Raw genomic sequence first — 20924 nt, 5'->3', positions numbered from 1 at the left:
GGGGGGTGCGCCCCCCGCCCCCCCCGCGCGCGGGGCGGCGCGGTGGCGTGGGGGGGGTTCCCATCTGTGGGGTTGGGGGCCCCCCCCCCCGGCGGGGGGGGGGGGGGGCCCCCCCCCCCCCCGACCGTAGGCGGAGTCCGGCGGCGGCTACAAGCCCCGTTCGGTCACTGGCTGCCTTTCGAGAGTCGATTCGACTCGAACCGCCGGGCGTGGGCGCGTCACCCGGTCGTCCACTGCTGGTTGCCGCCGCCGTGGCACGTCCACAGGATCGTCTTCGTGCCGTTGGCGGTGGCGGCCCCGTTGACGTCGAGGCAGAGTCCCGACTGCGCGCTGCTGACGGTGCCGTTGGCGTTGAACTGCCAGCGTTGTCCGGCTCCACCGTCGCAGGCCGCGATCACCGCCGCGGCGCCGGTCTGGGTGCCGGACGCGGCGGCGCACCGGGTCGAGTCTCCGCTGTAGACGGTCAGCTGACCGGACGCGGTGCGTGTCCACGTCTGGTTCGTGCCGCCGTTGCAGTCCCAGATCTGCAGTGGTGTTCCCGCCGCGGTGCTGCCCGCGTTGACGTCCAGGCACCGGCCGGCGGCGACCGAACGCACAGCTCCGGTGGCGCCGGACCCCCCGCTGCTGTACCCGGCCGCGATGATGTTCGCCTGCACCGCGTTCTCGGTCGCGTCGGACGGGTAGCCCGACACCATCGCGCCCTCGTAGAACGTGCCGGCGCTCAGGTTGGCCCCACCGCCCGGTTTGCAGCAGTCGCCGCCGCTGCCGAGGATGATGGCGCCCTGCTTCCTCATGGGGCTGTAGCCGGGTGGGAGCGAGCCGTCCCACAACGTCGTCACGCCACCGGACTGCGCGTTGGCTCCCTTGATGGCGAACCGCGAGGTCCCGTTGTTCTTGAGCATCGCCGTGACGAACCTGTTCGGGAATGCTCTCTGGTTCGGGTTCCAGGACTGGCTGCCGCCGGAGAAGAGCCCCCATTCGAGGTCGGCCTGCACCCACGGGCCGGTGCCGGAGCATCCGCCGAACCAGCACTGCGTGCTGAAGTTGATGGCGTCCATGGCCCCGGCGGCGTCCGCGCTGCGGGTCGTCTCGCTGTTGCCGTAGTCGAAGCAGCAGCCGCCGTTGACGTGCGTGCCGCTGGTGACCATGTACATGCCCTCCGGCGCGCTGCCGGTCGGGACACCCGTCAGGTGGCCGTCGCGCCAGTAGCTGTTGCCGGGGTTGATGTAGAGCGAGTAGGCCTTGCCACCACCGACGGTGAGCGCCTCGGAGGTGGCGGTGGCGGGCCTGCTCTGGCTGGAGCCGGGAACGACGCTGGAACCCTGGTACCACAGGTCGTTCCCGCGCCCGGACTGGTCGTAGACCACCGTGATGACGCAGGAGGTGCCCGCGCAGAACGTGTCCTGCGTCGTCGCGTTGGCCGTGCCTCCCGCAGCCAGTACGGCGATGTCGCGGGTTGTGTTGTCCGATGATCGCCGGACTTGGTAGAGGTTGCCGCCGTACGAGCCGTAGAGCGCTCGCACGGTGCTGTGCGCGGCGACGCAGGGTGTGCCGCCGGAGGCGTAGATGTCACACGGCCCGGTACCTGCCGCCGACGCCGGTGCGTTGCCCGGTGCGACTGCCAGTGCCGCCGCGAGACAGATTCCCAGTGCGGCGGCCAGACGGCGCCGCGCCTTGCCTTGAACCTTCACTGTCATGAGGTGCTCCACTGCGTTGTGGACGGACATGACTCGCCTCGGGACTACCGGCCCCAGAGACGCCAGGTCTGGTTGAGCTCACTGCCCTGGGCGGCGGACTTGCACGCCCACTGGATGATCCGGGCGCCCGCGGCGGTGGAGATCCCGTTGACGTCCAGGCACTTGCCGCTGTGCCGCGCGACGAGCTGGTAGTCGTGCGGGTCGTTGCCGCCGTAGGTGACCTTGCGCAACGAGTACTGCTGGCTCGCCGAACCGGGGGAGCAGGTCTGCTGCACGACGGCGGCACCGTCCGCGGTGGAGGGGACGTCGAGGCACTTGCCCGACTGCTGGTTCACGACGGTGTAGGTGTCGGCGACGCCCTGCACGGGCGTGAAGTTCCACAGCTGCTGGTCGCCGCCCTCACAGTGGAACTGCTGCTGTGGGTTGCCGTCGGCGGTGCCCAGGTTCGTGTTGTCCAGGCACTGCTGGGAGTGCTGCGCGGCGGCGACGGACTGGAATCCGCTGTCAGCGGGCGGCAACAGCGTGACGGTGAACGTCTCGTCGACGCTGTTGTGCGGCACGGTGACCGTGACGTTGTTGCCGGACAACGACACCACGGAGTTCTGCACGGTGACCGGCCCCTGCACGGCGCCGCCGTTGTTGTACGGGATGCGCTGCACGAGCACCCGCACCTGGTTGTTCTGCACGAGACCGGTCGTCGTGTCCAGGCGCTGCAACGTGATCGCGACGTTGCCGGTCGTGCTGCCACCGCCGACGAGGACCTTCGCCACGCCGGTCGCCTTGGTGGCGAACGAGTCGTACGACTGGCTCGGTGTCGTGGAGACGATCTGGCCGGTCTGCGAGCCGTAGAACCGGTAGGCCCACCATTCGCCCTTGGACTGGTGCTGCCCCGCGGAGTTGCGCACGAGCAGGTTGCCGAGGTCGTTGTGCAGGTTGCCGGCACTGGCCCAGTTGGCGCGCAGGCCGTCGGCGCCCGCCCGTTCGAGCCGTGCGATGTACCACGCGCCGTCACCGGGGTTCTGCTCGTTGGACGCGCCGTACTCGTTGATCTGGTACGGCCGTGGGTGCGGGATTCCGCGTGCGTCGAGCGTCGAGTTCGCCACCGCCACGTTCGCCACCGGGTCGCTCGGCAGCGCGTGCCAGCTGAAGATGTCGGGCACGACGTTGTTGGCGCGCACGAAGTCCAGGTACTGGGTCCACCAGCCGCCGGTCGACGGCACCCCGGCGTGGCTCGGCCCCACGATCAGCTGAGTCGGGAAGGCGGCCCGGACCCGCTGGTAGGTGCGGCGCCAGAGCTCGAAGTACTGGGACTGCGGCCGGTTCCAGAACAGCGTGATGTTGGGCTCGTTCCAGAGGTCCCACTGCACCGGCGCGCCCGTCGCCCGGACGTCCGCGATCAGGCGGGTGAGGAAGTTGTCGTAGTCGGTCCAGTCGCCGTTGTCGCCGGGGAAGCGCGAGATCGGGTACCCGTCGGCACCCCAGAGGTCGTGGGGCAGCAGGACGAACTCGCCGCCCAGCGAGCGGGTGCGCAGGAGTTGGGCTCTGGTGGCGTTCCAGCGGCGGTCGTACTTGCCCGACACCCAGCCGCCGGGGCTGTCGAGCTGCGCGCCGCCCGCCCTCATGGAGCGGAACCTCACGTCGCGGAAGAAGTGGTCGGCGGGGCCCGCGGCGTTCTCCGTCATGCCGTAGATCCAGCCGGACGCGCGGTAGGCCGGTGTGCCTCTGGTGACGGAGAAGTCGACGCTGATGGACTCGTTCGCGGCCTGGGCGGGGGTGGTGAAGGCGAGTGCCGACGCCACGACGGCCAGGAGGACTGTGCTGGTTCGTCGCTGAACCATGTGGGACTCCGTAACGGGTCAGGGGAGACGGAGAATCGAACCGGTTCGACCGAGAAATGAAGGTACGCCCGAGCGACGAGGGACAGCAATGGACCGGAGGGTCGAACCGATTCGTCTCCGGTCAGCTCCTGCGGCGGGCTCCGGTGCTGGAGCGCAGGGTGATCGGCGGAGCGAGCAGCGCGTGCCGCGGCGGCGCGGACGGGTCGGCGATCTGCTCCATCAGCAGGTCGACGGCGAGTTGCGCCATCTGCCCGGCGGGGACGTCCGCCGCCGTCAGCGGCGGGTGGAAGTCCAGGGCCAGCCGATCGGCGATCACACCGGTGAGCGAGAAGTCGCGGGGCACGTCGAGCCCGGCGCGGTGCAACGCGCGCTGCACGCCGGGCAGTGCAGCCTCGTTGATCGTCACGGCCGCCGTCACCTCCGGGCGGCGCTCGAGGATCTGCTCGAAGCAGGCGAGACCGGCGGCCGGGTCGTCGGCGCAGCACACGTCGTGCGCCGTCATGCCGAACCCCTCCGCGGTCTCGAGGAAGCCGGCCGACGCGCGCATCGCGGGGCCGTAGCCCGACGCGACCAGCTCCTCGGAGCGGTTGATCAAGACCACGTGCTCGTGCCCCAGGTCGGCCAGGTGCCGCACGCAGCGGCTGATCAGGCCCGCGTAGTCGACGTCGACCCACCGGGAGGCGGCGGAGTCCACGACGTGGCCGATCGTGACGAACGGCAGGCCGGAGGTGGTGAGCCGGTCGACCCTCGGATCCCGCAGGAGGATCTCCATCAGGATCACGCCGTCGACCCTGCGGCCGGTCACGACGCGGTCGAACGACCTGTCGTGGTCGCCGCCGCTCGGCGACAGCAGCACGTCGTGGTCGTACGCGGCGGCCACCTCGACGACGCTGGCGACGAAGCTCAGCTGGACGTCGGTCAGCCGGGTGCTCGCGGGTGGGATCACCAGCCCGAGAGTCCTGGTGCGTCCCTCGGCGAGCGCGCGGGCGCTGGCGTTCGGGCGATAGCCGAGCTCGGCGATGACGTCGTTGATCCGCCGCACGGTCGCCGCGGAGACCGGTCGCTTGCCGCTCAACGCGTACGACACGGTGCTGCGCGACACGCCGACCCGCCTGGCGATCTCTCCGATGTTCATGCCCGTTCCCGTCTCCGGTCCGTCGAATGAACCGGTTCGACCATCGACAATCGTAGGCCACTGGCTCTTGCGACGTTTCGTTCGACACGGCTACGTTGGCTCGGCTCCTGCAAATCGAACCGGTTCGATGAATGTCGTCAACGAAGTCGGCAGGAAGGACCAAGATGCGACGCGCGGCTGTTCCGAGGCTCCTGACCGCTGCCTGTCTGGCCGTCTCCGCGACGGCCTGCTCCTCCGCACCGGGCAGTTCGACGCCTGACACGTTCTCCGTGTGGGACCCGTACCCGCAGTTCGCCGCCGGCTCCGACTGGGTGCGGACGATCGAGGGGTGCGCGGCGCAGGCGGGGGTGAAGGTGCAGCGCCAGGCCTACGACACCACGGACCTCACCGGCAAGGTGCTGCTCGCCGCCCAGCAGCGCACCGCCCCGCAGGTGCTGGTGGTCGACAACCCCGTGGTCTCCACGCTCGCCGAGGCCGGGGTGCTCCGATCGAACTCCGACGTCGGTCTCGACGCCTCGCAGGCCTCCCCGAACCTCGTGGCCGCGGGAACGTCGAACGGCCAGACCTACGGCACGCCGATCGGCGCGAACACGCTCGCCCTCTACTACAACAAGGCGGTGCTCGGCGCCGCCGGCGTCGACCCCGCGTCCGTCACGGACTGGGCGTCGCTGGACGCCGCTCTCGGCAAGGTGAAGGCCGCGGGCAAGAAGGGCATCACGTTCTCCGCGATCGGCACCGAGGAGGGCAGCTTCCAGTTCCTGCCGTGGTTCTGGGGCTCGGGCGCCACGCTCACCGACCTGTCGTCCGCCGACGCGGTCAGCGCGCTGACGTTGTGGAAGTCCTGGCTGGACAAGGGACTCGCGCCCAACTCCGTGGTCGGCAACACCCAGACCACCAGCTGGCAGGAGTTCGCCACCGGGGAGTACGCGTTCGCCGAGAACGGCACCTGGCAGCTGCAGAACGCGAAGAAGGCCGGCTTCGAGTACGGCGTGATCGCGATCCCCGGCCGCACCGGGGGCACCGCGCCCGCGCCCACGGGAGGCGAGTTCGTCACCGTTCCGATGCAGGACGACAAGGGCACGGAGACCAAGGCCGCGCAGATCGTGACCTGCCTGACGGCGCCGGACCGGGTGCTCGCCACCGTCACCGCGCTGACGTACGTCTCGGCGGTGCCCTCGGTACGGGAGCAGCAGGTGGCCGCGTCGCCGGAGCTCAAGGTCTGGGTGGACGCCGTGCAGAACGCCAAGGGCCGCACCGGTGACAACCTCGGCACCCGCTATCCCCGGATCTCGCAACCGCTGTGGGGCGCTGTGCAGGCCGCGCTCACCGGTGCGAAGACACCGGAGGCGGCGTTGAAGGACGCCCAGGCCGCCGCGGCGTCCGCGAAGTAGCCGCCGGTGCGCACGCGACTCACGGGGTGGGCGTTCGTGCTCCCGCTCGTGGTGTACCTGCTGGTGTGTTACGCGTATCCGTTGTACACCAACGTCGATCTGAGTCTGCGGAACCACACGGTGCGGACGTTCGTCCACGGCGGTGCGGCGTTCGCCGGATTCGCCAACTACGCCACCGTGTTCGCCGACCCGGCCTTCCGGACGGCCCTGCTGCACACGGTGGTGTTCACCGCCGTGTCGCTGTTGTTCCAGTACACCATCGGTTTCGCGCTGGCGGTGTTCTTCGCCCGGCACTTCCCGCTGTCCGCGACCCTGCGCGCGTTGTTCCTGGTGCCCTGGCTGCTGCCGCTCATCGTGTCCGCGTCGACCTGGGCGTGGTTGCTCAACAGCGAGTCCGGGCTGGTCAACGCGGCGCTGGGGGCCGTGGGCATCGGACCGGTCAACTGGCTGACCTCACCGTCGTGGTCGCTGGTGTCCGTCGTCATCGCGAACATCTGGATCGGCGTGCCGTTCAACCTCGTGCTGCTGCACAGCGGGTTGCGCGGTCTGCCGCCCGAGGTGCACGAAGCGTCCTCATTGGACGGAGCGAGCGGCTGGCAGACGTTCCGCCACGTCACGTTCCCGCTGCTGCGCCCGGTCTCGGCGATCACCCTGCTGCTCGGCCTGGTCTACACGCTCAAGGTGTTCGACATCATCTGGATCATGACGAGGGGCGGGCCGAGCGGGTCGTCCTCCACGCTCGCCACCTGGTCCTACGAGCTCGGTTTCGGCGGGGCGCTGCCCCAGTTCGGCCCGAGTGCCGCGGTGGGCAACGTGCTGATCCTGATGGCGCTCGCGGCGGGCCTGGTCCACATCCGCGCACAGGAGCGCACATGAGGACCCGGTACTGGCGCACGGCCGCCGGACTGCTGATGACCGCGGTGATGCTGTTCCCGGTCTACTGGATGGTCGTCGTGTCGCTCACGCCCGCGCGCGACATGCGGAAGTCACCGCCGAGCCTGTTCCCGGCCTCGCCCACGCTGGAGGGCTACGAAAGGGTGCTGCGCGAACAGCTGCCGTACTTCGCCACGAGCCTGCTGGTGGCGCTGGGTACCGTCGTGCTCACCCTGGCGCTGGCCGCGCCCGCCGCGTACGCGCTCGCGAAGCTGTGGCCGGCGGGGCGGCGCGCGTTCGGGTTCGGGTTCGTCCTGCTTGTCGCGCAGATGATCCCGGGGATCATCATGGCGCTCGGCTTCTACGGCATCTACGTCCGCCTCGGCATCACGAACACCGTGTGGGGACTCGTCCTGGCCGACTCGACGGTCGCGGTGCCGTTCGCCGTGCTGGTGCTGACCGCGTTCATGGCCTCGGTGCCGGACGAACTGCTGCAGGCCGCCCGGATCGACGGCGCGGGACCGTGGCGCGCGTTCGTGTCGGTCGTGCTGCCCGCGAGCCGCAACGGCGTGATCACCGCGGCGCTGTTCTCGTTCCTGTGGGCGTGGTCGGACTTCCTGTTCGCCGCCACGCTCGACTCGGGCGGGGCGCTGCAACCGCTGACGCTCGGCATCTACCGCTACATCGGCAACAACAACCAGGAGTGGAACTCCATCATGGCCACCGCGGTGGTCGCGTCCGTACCGGCGTCCGTGCTGCTCGTGGTGGCGCAACGCTTCGTCGCCGCCGGGCTCACCTCCGGCGCCGTGAAGGACTGAGAGGGGTCCGGCGTGACAACCGAGTTCTCCGTGCGTGAGATCCCTTTCAGCCGCTACGGCGCGTGGTTCTGCCTCTCCCCGGTCGTGGGGCTCAGCTCCTACGCCGAGGACGTGCACCTCGTGTCGCACCGCAACGGCATGCATCCGGTGCTCTCGTTCGTTCCGCTGCTCGACGGCGAACGCGTGCCGGTCGAGGTGACCGCGGACCCCTCGGCACTGCGCTGGCGGGCCGGAAGCGGCAGTGTCACGGCGGTGTTCTCGTCACCGGACGTGGTACGGCTGCGCGGTACCGGCCTGGGTATGCGGATCAGTGCGGTGCAGAGCACGCTGACCCCGTTCACCGGCACCTACTTCTTCGCCGATCCCGCCGGTGGGCTCGTCTTCACCTCCTACGAGACCGGGCACCGCCTGCGTCTCACCGTCCAAACCGGACAGTGGCGACCGTGTGGCGACCAGGAGCTCGGGGAAGCGGAGCGAGGGGTCGTCCTGGACGACGGAGAACCCTGGGAACTGACGATCGAGGAACTCGGCACGGCCCGTCCGCCGTCCCGGCCCGCGAACGACTTCGACGACGCCGTGGCGGACGTGCGGGAGGAGTTCGGCTGCTTCGCCGAGTCCGTGGCACCCTGGCGCGGCGACCGCACCCCGGCCGCCGAGCTCGCCTGCTACGTGCTCTGGTCGGCCACCGTGCGGCCCGCCGGGTTCGTCCACCGGCCCGCCGTGCTGATGTCCAAGCACTGGATGGACAAGGTGTGGAGCTGGGACCACTGCTTCACCGCGCTGGCACTGGCCCCCGGCGCACCGGGGCTCGCCTGGCAGCAGTTCCAGGTCGTGTTCGACCATCAGGACGAGCAAGGCGCGTTGCCGGACTCGGTCACCCATTCCGAGGTGCTGCGCAACTTCGTCAAACCGCCGGTGCACGGCTGGGCGCTCTCCCTGCTGCGGCAACGACTTCCGGGCGGACTGCCCGACGCGGGACCGACGTACCGGCAGCTCCGCGCGTGGACCTCGTTCTGGCTGGAGCACCGGACGGCCCCCGGCAGCCTGTTGCCGCACTACGAGCACGGGAACGACAGCGGGTGGGACAACTCGACGGTGTTCCGGGAGGAACGCCTCGTCCGCTCGCCCGACCTCGCCGCCTTCCTGGTGCTGCAGTTGAAGGAACTCGCCCGGCTCGCCGCCGAGACGGGGGACGAGCCGGCGCGGTGGTCGGAGCAGGCGGACGCGCTGCTCGACGAACTGCTCGGCGAGCTGTGGCGGGGCGACCACTTCGTCAGCCAGGGCGTGGCCAGCGGGACGAAACGGCGCAGTGCGAGCCTGCTCGACCTGATGCCCGTGGTGCTGGGGGAGCACCTGCCGCGGGAGGTCTTCGACGCCCTGTGCGCCGGTGTCGCCGCGCACCTCACGCCCGTCGGCCTGGCCACGGAGGAGCCGGGCTCGCCCTACTACGAGCCCGACGGCTACTGGCGCGGACCGGTGTGGGCTCCGGCCACCGTGCTGATCGAGGACGGCCTGCGCCGCGGCGGCGCGGTGGAGCTGGCCGACCAGGTGAGCGCGCGGTTCCGGGCCACCTGCGAGAAGTCCGGGTTCGCGGAGAACTTCGACGCGCTCACCGGGGAAGGGCTGCGCGACCGCGCCTACACGTGGACGGCCGGCGCCTACCTCCTGCTCGCCGGGGAGGTCGGACGCGGCACTACACCCCGGCGTTGAGAACGGGGCTCTCCTCACCCGCCTCCACCGCGTGCAGGCGCCGTCCCGCGCGTTCGGGCCGGATGTGCGTGCCGCCGGCCGACGGGTGGGGGAGCAGGTGGCTCGACGCGGCGATGGTCTGCTCGTCGAGCCGCACGCCCAGTCCCGGGCTGTCGCCGAGGACGTACGCGCCGTCCTCGACGTGCAGGTCGAGCGAGACGCCCACCGCGGGCCGCAGGTCCTGCAGTTCGCTGACCAGGTGGTTGGGCACCGACGCGGCGCCGTGCAGCAGGCCGATCGGACTGGTGCCGATGGGACTGACGGGCAGGTCGTGAGCGTGCGCGAGGGTGGCCACCCGCAGGAAGTGGGTGATGCCCCAGACACCTGCTGTCTGCACGACGTCGACGGCGCCGGCCGCCATCAGCGGACGGTGCTGTTCGAGCCCGGTCAGGTTCTCGCCGGTGGCAACGGAGGCGCGGATCCCGCGGCCGACCGCCGCGTGGCCCTCCACGTCCCAGCGGCGGACGGGTTCCTCGACCCACGTGAGGTCGAAGGTCCGTTCGAGCTCGCTGACGTACCGGACCGCCTGCTTGCGCGTCCAGGTCTCGTTGACGTCGAGCATCAGGCTCGGCCGCGCGCCGTCGCCCGCCTCGGTCAGGACGTCCCGCACGAGGGCGAGGCGGTGCCGGTCGCGGTCCACGTCCAGGCCGCCCTTGAGCTTCGCCGCGCGCAGTCCGCGATCGGCGTAGACCTGGTACACCGCAACGAGTTCGTCGTCGGTCAGCGCGATGTCCAGTGCGGAGGCGTAGGCGGGCACGCGGCGGTCGCGGCCGCCGAGCAACCGCCACAGCGGTTCCCCGGCCGCCTGGGCCTTGATGTCCCACAACGCGCTGTCGAAGGCGCCGATCGTGCCGAACACCGCACCGGCGTGCCCTGCCTTGAACATCCGGCGCAGCATCCGGTCGTACAGGGCGGTGACGCAGCGCGGGTCCTCGCCCTCGATGGCGGCGAAGACGGCCTCGATCTCCACGTGCGGGCCGAGTCCGACGCCGGTGAGGCCCGCGTCGGTCTCGACGACGACGATCGGGACCCGGACGAGGCCGTCGGGGATCACGCCGTTGGCGTCGCCGACAGGACGGCCCCAGTCCTGGACCGTGGTGAGCGTCCGGTAGCCAGTGATGCGCATGTCAGCCCTTCGTGGACCCGGCGGTGACACCGTCGGCGATCTGGCGTTGCAGGAACAGGTAGACGACCAGGACGGGGACCGCGGCGATCAGCACTCCCGCGGCGAACGTCGGGATGTCGTCGGAGTACTGACCGCGCAACGACGTGACACCGACCATGAGCGTGCGGTGCTCCGCGGACGGCATCATCAGCAACGCGACGAGGACGTCGTTCCAGCAGAACAGGGCGTTGAGCACACCGACCGACAACAGCGCGGGCGCGCCGATCGGGAGCATGATCCGCCAGTAGACCCCGTACACCGAGTTCCCGTCGATGCGTGCGGCGTCGACGATCTCGGACGGCACGGTGGCGTAGTAGCTCGTCAGCAGGAAGATCGTGAACGGCAGGAACTGCGCCACGTACGCGAGGACCAGGCCGGGATAGGTGTCGATGAGACCGATGTCCGCCATGGTCCGCGCCAGCGGCACCATGATCACCTGGAACGGCACGAACAGCGCCGCGAGAATTCCCAGGAAGAGCGCGGACGAGCCGCGGAACCGCAGCCGTCCGAGCGCGAAGCCCGCCATCGAGCCGAACAACAGCAGCAGCGCGACCGAGCACGCCACGACGACCACCGAGTTCAGGAAGTACCGGGACATTCCCACGCTCGTCCACGCCTTGACGACGTTGTCGAGGCTGAACGAGTCCGCCGGGGAGAACCGGTCGAGCACGTACTCGCGCCGGGTCTTCATGGCGACGTTGGTGGTGAACACCAGCGGGTAGATCGTGGCCAGGGCGAGCGCGGCCATCGGGACGGCGGCGACCCACCGGGCCGGACGGGAGCCGGGCATCAGTCCTCCTTGCCGGCGGCGCGGCGCAGGATCGCGATCTGGGCCAGCCCCACCACGAGCATGATCAGGAACAGCGCGGTCGACGCCGCGGAGGCGAGCGCGGGCTGGTTCAGGCGCCCCTGCTGGATCCAGATGTAGTACTCGGGCAGGTACGTCGACCCCTCCGGCCCGCCGCTCGTCATCACGTAGAGCAGACCGAACATCGAGGTCAGCATGCCGATCATGGTGGTGACGAAGACGAACTGGATCGTGCGCGTCAGGCTCGGGACGATCACGTGCCGGACCGTCTGCGGGAACGACGCGCCGTCCATCTTCGCCGCGTCGAGCAGCGACTGGTCGAGGGTGGCGAACCCGGCCAGGAAGACGACGAGCGCCATGCCGAACGTCGCCCAGACGTGCACCGCGACGACCACGAAGAACGCCACACCGGGATCGCCGAGCCAGTCCACCGGCCCGATTCCCAGACCGCCGAGGACCCCGTTGAGCGGACCGTCGAACGCCAGCAGCAGCGTGAAGATCGCGCCGACGATCACCGGCGAGAGCACCGCGGGGAAGAAGTAGACCCCGCGGTACAGCCGATGTCCCGGCACGCGCAGGTAGATCAACGTGGCGAGCAGTCCGGGGATCGCCACCGCCACCGGGAGCAGCAGGACGAGCAGCCCGACGTTGCGCAGGGCCGTGCGGAACAGCGGATCCGCGAACAGGGTCACGTAGTTGTCGAGGCCGACCATCATGCCGTCCCGGTCACCGTCGCCGGTGAAGGAAAAGTTGACGCCCAGCACCAACGGCCACAGGCGCAGCCCGGCGATGATCAGGACGGCCGGCGCCACGAGCACGAGGGGAGCCAGGCGCTCGGACCGTGAGCCGGACCGGCGCGGCCTCGCGGGCCCGGCCGGAGCCGGGCGCGCGGGGGAGAGAACGGGTGCCGCCACAGCGGTCAGCCGGTCTTGTCGGAGGCGGCGAGCTGCGCCACCGCGTCGTCCACTGTGGCCGATCCGCTCAGCAGCTGCTGCGACAGACGTCCCATCAGGTCAAGGGTTTTCGATGACAGGGCGACGTGCAGTGCGGGCTTGCCCGACTTGACCTCCGCGACGATCGCCTTGACGGCGGGGCCGCCCGAGGAGACGTCGATGGTCGCGTCGGACGCGATGGCGCCACCGTCGGCGTAGAACGCCTTCAGCGCGTCGGCGGAGGTCAGCGAGCGCACCAGGTCCGCGGCGAGCTTCGGGTCCTTGGTCCACTTCGCGACCGCGTACCCGATGCCGCCGTCGAACGGCAGGCTCGGCTTCGCCGCGGGGTTCACCACGGGCGCCCGCATCACGCCGAGCTTCTCCGGGGTGAGAAATTCAGCGAAGTCCTTCCAGTGCCCCACGTCCGACATCAGGCCGATGACGTTGGCCGCCTTGCCGGAGTTGAAGAGCGCGAACGCGTCGTTGAACATCGCCGTGGAGTTGGCACCGTCGGTGTTCAGCCCGGAGTCGGCGGTCTGCTTCCACAGCTCGAAGATCCGCTTGACGTTCGCGGAGGACCAGTCCCGTTTGCCGGCGATCCAGTCGTCGTACTCCTGCGGCGTCAGGACCGCCGATCCCATGGCGGACAGGAAGAACTGGATGCCGTAGCCCTCCTTGTTGCCCTGCGCCAGGCACTTCGCGCCGGTCTTCTGGGCGATCACACCGCAGTCGCGGACGAAGTCGTCCCACGTCCTCGGCGGGGAGTCCGGGTCGAGGCCGGCCTTCTGGTAGAGGTCCTTGTTGTAGTAGACGGGATGTCCCTGCAGCGTCACCGGTGCGGCGTAAGCCTTGCCGTCCTTCGTGAACGCATCCCAGCCGGCCAGGCGCTTCCGGTCATCGGCGACGTAGGTGTCGAGCGGGGCGAGAGCGTCGGCGCGGTCGCGGATCTGCCCGCCACCGTTGAAGAGCACGACGTCGGGACCCTTGCCGGCCTGGATGGCCGCGCCGAGCAGGGTGTAGTACTGGTCGAACGGCTGGGCCACGAACTCGACGTTCACGCCGGGGTGCTTCTTCGCGAAGTCGGCCTTCGCCTTCTCCACGTAGGCGGCCGCCTTGGCGTCACCGGACTTCCAGTCCCAGACCACGAGCTTGTCGCCGGAGCCGCCGGACGAGGTGCCCGGCCCGGACGCGCTGCCGCATCCTGCCGTCAGCGTCAGCCCCAGGACCAGGGCGGCGGACAAGAGTGTGCGCTGCTTCATCGCTGGCTCACTTCTCTTCCCGAGAGGGCGCCGGGCTGCGTCGTTCCCGACGGGGTGCCGTGAACGTAAGTCGTATGACGTATTACGTCAATCGCCCGTTCTGCAGTACTCTCGCCGCACGTCCCCGCACGACGTGACCGGAGGAACGATGACCGCATCAGGCCGGAGAACGGCCGCCGCCACCCCTGGCTGGGTGCGCAGGCCGGCGAGCCTGGCCAGTGCGGTGACCGCCGAGCTCGTGAGCCGGATCGTGCGCGGCGACCACCCCTCCGGGACGTCGCTGCCTCCGGAGCCCGCGTTGTGCGAGGCCTTCTCGGTGAGCAGGACCGTCATCCGTGAAGCGGTGAAAGTCCTGCAGGAGAAGGGTTTGGTGCAGGTGCGTCAGGGCGCGGGCACCCAGGTCACCCCGCCGTCCTCGTGGAACGTGCTCGACGAGTTGGTCCTCGGGGCGATCGTGGCCGAGGACGAGACGCTCGCGGTGCTCGACGACCTGGTGGTCACCCGGCGGCTGCTCGAGTCGGACATGGCCCAGGCCGCCGCCCGCACCGCCGACGAGGCCACCGTCACCGCGCTGCGCGACCTCGTCGAGCTGATGGACCGGCTGGTCGGCGACCCCGACGCCTACCGCGAGCAGGACCGGCTCTTCCACGACCGGATCATGCGCGCGTCCGGCAACCGCATCGCCAGGGGCGTGGTGCGGGCGCTGGAGAGCCAGGTGATCAACACCGCCCGCTACACGGGCCGCAGCGACCGCGCCCTGTGCGCCGCCTCCAACGAGGGCCACCGCCGAGTGTGCGAACGGATCGCCGCGCACGACCCCACCGGTGCCGCCGAGGCGATGTTCACGCACATCACCGAGGCCTGGCTGGTCCGCCGCAGCGATGTGGGGGATCCCAGCCGGCTGGAGCGGTAGCGGTCAGGTCAGCAGGCGGTCAACCAGGTCGTGCCACCCGGCCTCCACCCGTGCCAGCGGCATGCCGTGGCCGCGGACGAGGTGGTCGGTCAGCACGACGTCCACCGACGCCAGCAGGGTGTGGGCGATCAGGTCGGCATCGGCGTCGGGCAGGAGCGCGCGCACCAGCAGGGCCACGTGCCGGTGGCGCAACTGCCGGGCGGGGACCGCGAACCGGCGGCTCGGTGACGGCTCGGCCGCCAGGTAGAGCTCGAGGTCGGCGTGCTCGTGGCGCAGCAGCGCCGGGCCGAACGCCCTGAGCCTCGTGGCCGGATCGGCCTGCGGTCCGAGCGGCGGCGGTCCGCTGAGGAACGCCTCCTGGAACAGGCTCTCCGAGCGGTCCAGCAGGGCCTGGAGCAGTCCGTTGCGGTCACCGAAGCGCCGCGACACCGTGCCCTTGCCGACCCCGGCCTCCGCGGCGACCGCCTCCATCGTGATCGCCGCCGCGCCCCGTCGCGCCGCCAGCCGAGCGGCCGCTTCCAGCAACAACGCCCGGTTGCGCACCGCGTCCGCACGCAGGGGCGGCTCCGCGTCGGCGAGGGGCAGGGGTGTGCTGTCGATCACCTCGGCAGCGTAGCCGGAAGATAACCGGGCCGCGTCCCGTTTAGGGTGTAGTCGTTCAAGCACACACCGCACCTGGGAGTCACTTCATGGCCGTCCGCATCCTCACGCTCGTCGGCAGCCTCCGTTCGGGTTCGCACAACCGCAGGCTCGCCGAGGCCGCGGTGCAGATCGCGCCCGAGCACGTCGAGGTCGGGCTCTTCGAGGGCCTGGACACCGTGCCGTTCTACAACGAGGACCTCGACGCCGAGGGCACCGTGCCCGCCCCCGCCGCCCGGCTGCGGGAGGCCGCCGCGGAGGCGGACGCCCTGCTCCTGGTGTCGCCCGAGTACAACGGCACCATCCCCGCCGTGCTGAAGAACGCCATCGACTGGCTGTCGCGTCCCTACGGCGCCGGCGCCCTGTCCGGCAAGCCGGTCGCCGTCGTGGGCACCGCGTTCGGCCAGTACGGCGGCGTGTGGGCGCAGGACGAGGCCCGCAAGGCGGTCAAGATCGCCGGTGGCGCGGTCGCCGAGGACCTGACCCTCTCGATCCCCTCCTCGGTGGTGCGCTTCGCCGACCTCCACCCGGTCGACGACCCCGAGGTCACCGAGAAGCTGGCCGGAGTGGTCGAGGGCCTCGCCGCTCGCGCCGCCGCCACCGTCTGACCCGTTCGACAGTCGATTCGACTCGAACGTGCCCCGAAAGGCCCAGCGGCGCAACGGAAACGCCGACTTCCGTTGCGCCGTCCGGAAAAGCCTCCGATGATCACGTGAGCGTCCCGCTCACCTCGGAGGTCTCCTGATGGCTGTCCTGCCAGAGCGGGTGTTGTTCGGCGCCGCGTACTACCACGAGTACCAGCCGTGCGAGCGGCTCGAAACCGACCTGGACCTCATGGTGCAGGCCGGTTTCACCGTCATCAGGGTCGGCGAGTCGGTGTGGTCCACGTGGGAGCCGGAGAACGGGCGGTTCGAGCTGGACTGGCTCCAACCGGTGCTCGACGGCGCGCACGAACGCGGGATCGCCGTCGTGCTCGGCACGCCGACGTACGCGGTGCCGCCGTGGCTCGCCCGGCAGTACCCGGAGATCGCGGCGCAACGGGCCGACGGCCGGCGTGTCGGCTGGGGAGCCCGGCAGGAGGCCGACTTCACCCATCCCGCCTTCCGCTTCCACGCCGAACGCGTCGCGCGCAGGATCGCCGGGCGGTACGCCGGCCACCCCTCGGTCATCGGGTTCCAGGTGGACAACGAACCGGGCGTGCACCTGCTGCACAACCACGGCGTGTTCCAGCGCTTCGTCGACCACCTGCGTGCCACCTACGGCGACGTCGAGAACCTGAACCGCGCGTGGGGCCTGGTGTACTGGTCGCATCGGCTGTCCGACTGGGCCGACCTGTGGACGCCGGAGGGCAACGCCCAGCCGCAGTACGACATCGCGTGGCGGGCGTTCCAGGCGCGGCAGACCACGGAGTTCGTCGCGTGGCAGGCAGACGTCGTCCGCGAGTACGCGCGGCCGGAGCAGTTCGTCACCACCTGCCTGCACTACCCGCACATGGCTCTGGACGACGACGGGCTGACCGGCCACGTGGACGTCACCGCCGGAAATCCTTACTACGACATGCAGGACGGGCTCACGCTGCCCGATCCCACGCCGGACGACCACGAGCAGGGCTGGAAGACCAGGGGAGTCTGGGCGTTCTACCGCGGTGCCGACTGGATCTTCTCGTCCCGCCAGGAACCGTTCCTGGTCACCGAGACCAACGCCGGGAACATCGGCACGCCCTGGGACAACCGTCCCGCCTTCGACGGCCAGTGGCGCCAGGCCGCCTGGGCGTTCGTCGCCCGCGGCGCGCGGATGATCGAGTACTGGCACTGGCACACGCTGCACTTCGGCGCGGAGACCTACTGGGGCGGCGTGCTCCCGCACAGCAGCCGGCCCGGTCGCGCCTACGCCGAGCTCGCACGGCTGGGAGCCGAGTTCGAGACGGCGGGCGCGGCGGTCGCGGGCGTCGAGCCGGACGCCGACATCGCGATCGTCCATTCGCTGCCCAGCAAGTGGTACATGCAGAAGTACCCTCCGCTGTCCACTCCGGACGGTGGCCCGGACGCCGCCGCGTACCAGCGGATCTTCGACTCGTTCTACCGCGGCGCGTTCGAGGCGGGACGGCAGGTGCGGATGATCCACGCCGGTCAGCTGGCCGGCCTGGAGGAGGCCGCGCGCCGACACCCCGTACTGATCGCACCCGCCCTCTACCTCGCCGACGACGCGACGATCGACTGGCTGGCGGAGTACGCGCACTCGGGCGGCCACCTGGTCATCGGACCTCGCACCGCCTACGCCGACCACGAGGGCAGGGCACGCCACGAGCCCGCTCCCGGCCGCCTCACCGAGGTGGCGGGCGTCCACTACGACGAGTTCAGCAACCTGTCGCGTGACCTCCGCGTGCACGCCGCGGAAGGATCCGCGCTGCACCTGCCCGCGGACGCGGTCGCCACCCGGTGGGTCGAGGGGTACGTGGTCACCGACGCGGACGTGCTGGTGGAGTACGACCACCACCACTTCGGACGCTGGCCCGCGGTCACCACCCGGCGGCACGGCGCCGGTCGCGTCACGTGCGTCGGCACGGTGCCAGGCCGCGCTCTCGCCGCCGCGCTCGCGAGGTGGTTCGCGCCCGCGCCGGTGTCGGGCTGGATGGATCTCCCGGAGACGGTCACCGTGACGACCGGCACCTCGCCGGACGGACGCCGTCTGCACGTGGTGCACAACTGGAGCGGAGACCGCGCCGAGGTCGTCACGCCGGTCGCGCTCACCGACCTGCTGGGCGGCGACGGCGTTCCGGCGGGCGAGCGCGTCGCACTCGGGGAACGCGACGTGCGCGTGTTCGCATCGGACCGATAGGCGCCGTTCAGCGCATGGTGACGGCGCGCCAGTGCGCCGAGTCGTCCTGCGCACCCCTGCCGGGGCGGTTCTCCTGGTACCAGTCCATGATGCGCCGCCGCCCGGCGTCCGTGATGTGGTAGCCGAGGTGGTCGCCGACCGGCGCCCAGATCAGCTCGCTCTTCAGAGCCTGCTCGATGGCGTCGCCGCGGCACATGCTCTGCAGCAGCCACGGCCACACCATGCCCTGCGCGGTCATCCACAGCACGCGCAGCACCGCTGTGTCCGGCAGTTCCGGACCGTTGTCCGGTGACTCGTCCGGTGAATCGTCGAAGAATCGGCCCGCCTGCATCGCAACCCCCGCTCTCTCTCCCTCGCATGTCGTAATACGGCCTGGTCCTGGCTCTGGTTCAGGCTCGGGAGGAATTACTTCCGCGTCGAATGGTTTCGAGTCGATTCGACCCGAGGGCGATCGAACCGTTGGGGTGCAAGCACGATCAGGCGCTCGCGCGGCGCACCAGTGACGTGGGCAGCAGCATGGACTGCGGCAGCTTCTCCTCGCCCGCCAGCTCGGCCAGCAGCCGCCAGGTCATGGTGCGGCCGAACCCCTCGACGTCCTGCCGCACGGTGGTGAGCGGCGGCACGGCCGTCGCGGCGAGCACGGAGTCGTCGAACCCCACGACCGCCACGTCGTCGGGGATCCGGCGGCCGCTCGCCTGGAGCACCCGCAACGCGCCGAGCGCCATGATGTCCGCCGCCACGAAGACCGCGTCGAGATCGGGTGCTCTGCGCAGCAGCTCCTCCATCGCGAGCGCGCCGCTGTCGGGCGTGAAGTCGCTGTGCACCACCAGTTCCACGGCCATGCCGTGTTCCGCGAGCCCGCACCGCCAGCCGCTCAGGCGGTCCATGCCCACCGCCATGTCGAGCGGCCCGGCGATCGTGGCGATCTTCTCGCGGCCCAGCGAGATGAGGAACCGCACGGCCCCCAGAGCTCCGTTGAAGTTGTCGGCGTCGACGAACGGGACGGAGCCGCCCGCGAGCGGACGGCCGCCCACCACGATGGGCAGCCCCGTCTCGTGCAACGTCCTCGGCAACGGGTCCTCGCCGTGCAGGCTCACCACGAGGGCGCCGTCGACGTGCCCGCCGGTGAGGTAAGCGATCTGGTCCTCACCGTCGAGCGGCTGGTTCATCATCAGCAGGAGCTGCACGTGCCGTCCGGCGAGCTCGGCGTGCACCCCGCGCAGCACCTGGGCGAAGAACGGGTCGGCGAGCACCCGGCTGCCCTGCTCGGAGATGACCAGGGCGATCGCGTTCGCCTTGCTGCCGGCCAGGGTGCGCGCGGCGTGGTTCGGGCTGTACCCGAGCAGCGCGATGGCGCGGTGCACTGCCTGGCGCGACCGCTCGCTCACGTACTTCTCGCCGTTGATCACCCTGGAGACCGTGGACTTCGACACCCCGGCCACGCGCGCGACCTCCTCGATGCGCGGGCCGGGGCGGCGACTCCTGCCTTCTGTCATGAGACGGCGACCAACGCGTTGTCCCGGGCCACCCTGCTGTACCACCTCGCACTCATCTTCGGCGTGCGAATCTGGGTGTCGTAGTCGACGTGGACGATGCCGAACCGCTTCGCGTACCCCTCTGCCCACTCGAAGTTGTCCAGCAGCGACCAGCAGAAGTAGCCGCGCAGGTCGACGCCCGCCTCGATGGCCGCGTGGGCGGCACGAAGGTGGGAGGCGATGAAACCGGTGCGGTCCACGTCGTCGATCGCGCCGGTGCCGGAGAAGTCGTCGCGGAACGCGGCGCCGTTCTCCGTGATGTACAACGGAAGCCGCGGGTAGTCCTGGTGCACCCGCATCAGCACCGCGGTGAGGCCGTCCGGCCTGACCTCCCAGCCCATGTCGGTCATGGGTGCGTCCCTGGCCGGGAACGAGGCGTGCTGCACGCCGACCCACGGCGACGGACCGGTCTCGCCGTTGGGCGTGGAGCTGACGTAGTGCTCGGTGTAGTAGTTGACGCCGAGCATGTCCATCGGCCCCGAGATGACGCCGAGGTCGCCGTCCTTGACGTGCTCGCCGAACCCGAACGGCTCGAGGTCCGCGAGGATGTCGGCCGGGTACTCCCCGCGCAGCAATGGATCCAGGAAGATCCGCTGCTGCAGCCCGTCGAGCCGGCGCGCGACGTCGAGGTCCGCCGGGTTGCCGGGATCCACGGGGATGATCGGGTACATGTTGAGCGTGATGCCCACCTTGGCATCCGGCTGGGCGGCGCGGATGGTGTCGGCCGCGAGCCCGTGCGCGAGCAGCAGGTGGTGCACGGCGGCGACGGCGGCCTTGGGCTCGGTGCGGCCGGGCGCGTGGATTCCGCCCGCGTACCCGAGGAACGCCGAGCACCACGGCTCGTTCATCGTCGTCCAGGTGCCGACCCGGTCGCCGAGCGCCTCGACGGTGGCGGCCGCGTAGTCGGCGAACCGGAACGCGGTGTCGCGGTTCGCCCAGCCGCCGGTCTCCTCGAGCTTCTGCGGGAGGTCCCAGTGGTACAGCGTGGGCCACGGCGCGATGTCGTGCGCCAGCAGCGAGTCGATCAACCGCTTGTAGAAGTCGAGCCCCGCCTGGTTGACCTTCCCGCCGTCCGGCCGCACGCGCGGCCAGGCGATCGAGAACCGGTAGGCCTTCAGCCCCAGGTCCGCCATCATGGCGACGTCCTGCTCGAAACGCCGGTAGTGGTCGGCGGCGGGTTCACCGCAGTCGCCGCCCACCACCTTGCCGGGCTGCCGGCAGAACTCGTCCCAGATGGAGTCGGTGCGGCCGTCCACGTCGGTCGCACCTTCCACCTGGAACGCGGCGGTCGCGGCTCCCCACAGAAAACCCTGTGGGAAAAGAATGTTCTCCAT

18 protein-coding genes are annotated in these 20924 nt (G+C 70.5%); 7 read left to right on the top strand and 11 right to left on the bottom strand.

Going from position 1 to position 20924, the window contains the following annotated elements; all coding sequences use genetic code 11:
* Nucleotides 1-218 precede the first annotated feature (218 nt).
* The 3 genes from ACIRG5_RS03040 to ACIRG5_RS03030 form a co-directional block, all read right to left on the bottom strand.
* Nucleotides 219-1697, bottom strand: a complete 1479-nt coding sequence (locus ACIRG5_RS03040) for an arabinofuranosidase catalytic domain-containing protein (protein ID WP_402899250.1) — start codon at nucleotides 1695-1697, stop codon at nucleotides 219-221.
* A gap of 44 nt (nucleotides 1698-1741) precedes the next feature.
* On the bottom strand, nucleotides 1742-3535 hold the full coding sequence (locus ACIRG5_RS03035) for an RICIN domain-containing protein (protein ID WP_402899247.1): 1794 nt from the start codon (nucleotides 3533-3535) through the stop codon (nucleotides 1742-1744).
* 121 nt (nucleotides 3536-3656) lie between these two features.
* Complete coding sequence (locus tag ACIRG5_RS03030) at nucleotides 3657-4670, bottom strand: LacI family DNA-binding transcriptional regulator (RefSeq protein WP_402899245.1); 1014 nt, start codon at nucleotides 4668-4670, stop codon at nucleotides 3657-3659.
* A 164-nt stretch (nucleotides 4671-4834) separates the two neighbouring features.
* On the opposite strand from ACIRG5_RS03030, the gene ACIRG5_RS03025 reads away from it, so the two are divergent.
* Genes ACIRG5_RS03025 through ACIRG5_RS03010 form a run of 4 tightly spaced genes read left to right on the top strand, consistent with a single transcriptional unit; the run spans nucleotide 4835 to nucleotide 9462 of the window.
* Nucleotides 4835-6061, top strand: a complete 1227-nt coding sequence (locus ACIRG5_RS03025; protein WP_402899242.1) for an extracellular solute-binding protein — start codon at nucleotides 4835-4837, stop codon at nucleotides 6059-6061.
* A 6-nt stretch (nucleotides 6062-6067) separates the two neighbouring features.
* Entirely contained in the window at nucleotides 6068-6937 is an 870-nt protein-coding gene (locus ACIRG5_RS03020; protein ID WP_402899240.1) for a carbohydrate ABC transporter permease, read from the top strand.
* On the top strand, nucleotides 6934-7752 hold the full coding sequence (locus tag ACIRG5_RS03015; protein ID WP_402899237.1) for a carbohydrate ABC transporter permease: 819 nt from the start codon (nucleotides 6934-6936) through the stop codon (nucleotides 7750-7752). The genes ACIRG5_RS03020 and ACIRG5_RS03015 overlap by 4 nt, the downstream gene beginning before the upstream one ends.
* Nucleotides 7753-7764: 12 nt before the next feature.
* Entirely contained in the window at nucleotides 7765-9462 is a 1698-nt protein-coding gene (locus ACIRG5_RS03010) for an amylo-alpha-1,6-glucosidase (RefSeq protein ID WP_402899234.1), read from the top strand.
* Here ACIRG5_RS03010 and ACIRG5_RS03005 read toward each other — a convergent pair.
* The 4 genes from ACIRG5_RS03005 to ACIRG5_RS02990 all read right to left on the bottom strand — a co-directional run bounded on the left by ACIRG5_RS03005 (nucleotide 9446) and on the right by ACIRG5_RS02990 (nucleotide 13665).
* Nucleotides 9446-10627 carry a mandelate racemase/muconate lactonizing enzyme family protein gene (locus ACIRG5_RS03005; RefSeq protein ID WP_402899231.1) on the bottom strand — a complete coding sequence of 394 codons (1182 nt, stop codon included), beginning with the start codon at nucleotides 10625-10627 and terminating at the stop codon, nucleotides 9446-9448. The two genes, ACIRG5_RS03010 and ACIRG5_RS03005, sit on opposite strands and share 17 nt — an antisense overlap.
* Nucleotide 10628: 1 nt before the next feature.
* Nucleotides 10629-11456, bottom strand: a complete 828-nt coding sequence (locus ACIRG5_RS03000; RefSeq protein WP_402899228.1) for a carbohydrate ABC transporter permease — start codon at nucleotides 11454-11456, stop codon at nucleotides 10629-10631.
* Nucleotides 11456-12286: a carbohydrate ABC transporter permease gene (locus tag ACIRG5_RS02995; RefSeq protein WP_402899226.1), complete on the bottom strand. Its 831-nt coding sequence runs from the start codon at nucleotides 12284-12286 to the stop codon at nucleotides 11456-11458. The genes ACIRG5_RS03000 and ACIRG5_RS02995 overlap by 1 nt, the downstream gene beginning before the upstream one ends.
* A gap of 107 nt (nucleotides 12287-12393) precedes the next feature.
* Entirely contained in the window at nucleotides 12394-13665 is a 1272-nt protein-coding gene (locus ACIRG5_RS02990) for an ABC transporter substrate-binding protein (protein ID WP_402899223.1), read from the bottom strand.
* A 148-nt stretch (nucleotides 13666-13813) separates the two neighbouring features.
* Here ACIRG5_RS02990 and ACIRG5_RS02985 point away from each other — a divergent pair, with 148 nt between their 5' ends.
* Nucleotides 13814-14578, top strand: a complete 765-nt coding sequence (locus ACIRG5_RS02985) for a FadR/GntR family transcriptional regulator (RefSeq protein ID WP_402899220.1) — start codon at nucleotides 13814-13816, stop codon at nucleotides 14576-14578.
* 3 nt (nucleotides 14579-14581) lie between these two features.
* Here ACIRG5_RS02985 and ACIRG5_RS02980 read toward each other — a convergent pair whose 3' ends face one another.
* Nucleotides 14582-15181 carry a TetR/AcrR family transcriptional regulator gene (locus ACIRG5_RS02980; protein ID WP_402899217.1) on the bottom strand — a complete coding sequence of 200 codons (600 nt, stop codon included), beginning with the start codon at nucleotides 15179-15181 and terminating at the stop codon, nucleotides 14582-14584.
* Nucleotides 15182-15267: 86 nt separating this feature from the next.
* Here ACIRG5_RS02980 and ACIRG5_RS02975 point away from each other — a divergent pair, with 86 nt between their 5' ends.
* The gene (locus ACIRG5_RS02975) at nucleotides 15268-15825 is read left to right on the top strand and encodes an NAD(P)H-dependent oxidoreductase (RefSeq protein WP_402899214.1); all 558 of its coding nucleotides are present in this window, start codon (nucleotides 15268-15270) and stop codon (nucleotides 15823-15825) included.
* Between the two features lie 136 nt (nucleotides 15826-15961).
* Nucleotides 15962-18055 carry a beta-galactosidase gene (locus ACIRG5_RS02970; RefSeq protein WP_402899211.1) on the top strand — a complete coding sequence of 698 codons (2094 nt, stop codon included), beginning with the start codon at nucleotides 15962-15964 and terminating at the stop codon, nucleotides 18053-18055.
* A 7-nt stretch (nucleotides 18056-18062) separates the two neighbouring features.
* Here ACIRG5_RS02970 and ACIRG5_RS02965 read toward each other — a convergent pair whose 3' ends face one another.
* The 3 genes from ACIRG5_RS02965 to ACIRG5_RS02955 form a co-directional block, all read right to left on the bottom strand.
* Complete coding sequence (locus tag ACIRG5_RS02965) at nucleotides 18063-18386, bottom strand: hypothetical protein (RefSeq protein WP_402899208.1); 324 nt, start codon at nucleotides 18384-18386, stop codon at nucleotides 18063-18065.
* A 145-nt stretch (nucleotides 18387-18531) separates the two neighbouring features.
* Complete coding sequence (locus tag ACIRG5_RS02960) at nucleotides 18532-19551, bottom strand: LacI family DNA-binding transcriptional regulator (protein ID WP_402899205.1); 1020 nt, start codon at nucleotides 19549-19551, stop codon at nucleotides 18532-18534.
* Nucleotides 19548-20924 carry a GH1 family beta-glucosidase gene (locus tag ACIRG5_RS02955; protein WP_402899202.1) on the bottom strand — a complete coding sequence of 459 codons (1377 nt, stop codon included), beginning with the start codon at nucleotides 20922-20924 and terminating at the stop codon, nucleotides 19548-19550. The genes ACIRG5_RS02960 and ACIRG5_RS02955 overlap by 4 nt, the downstream gene beginning before the upstream one ends.

Origin of the sequence: Lentzea sp. NPDC102401 (assembly GCF_044765805.1) — a bacterium.
Lineage (GTDB): Bacteria > Actinomycetota > Actinomycetes > Mycobacteriales > Pseudonocardiaceae > Lentzea > Lentzea sokolovensis.
The sequence above is the reverse complement of the archived record's forward strand: the minus strand, read 5'-3'. Positions and strand labels throughout refer to the sequence as shown.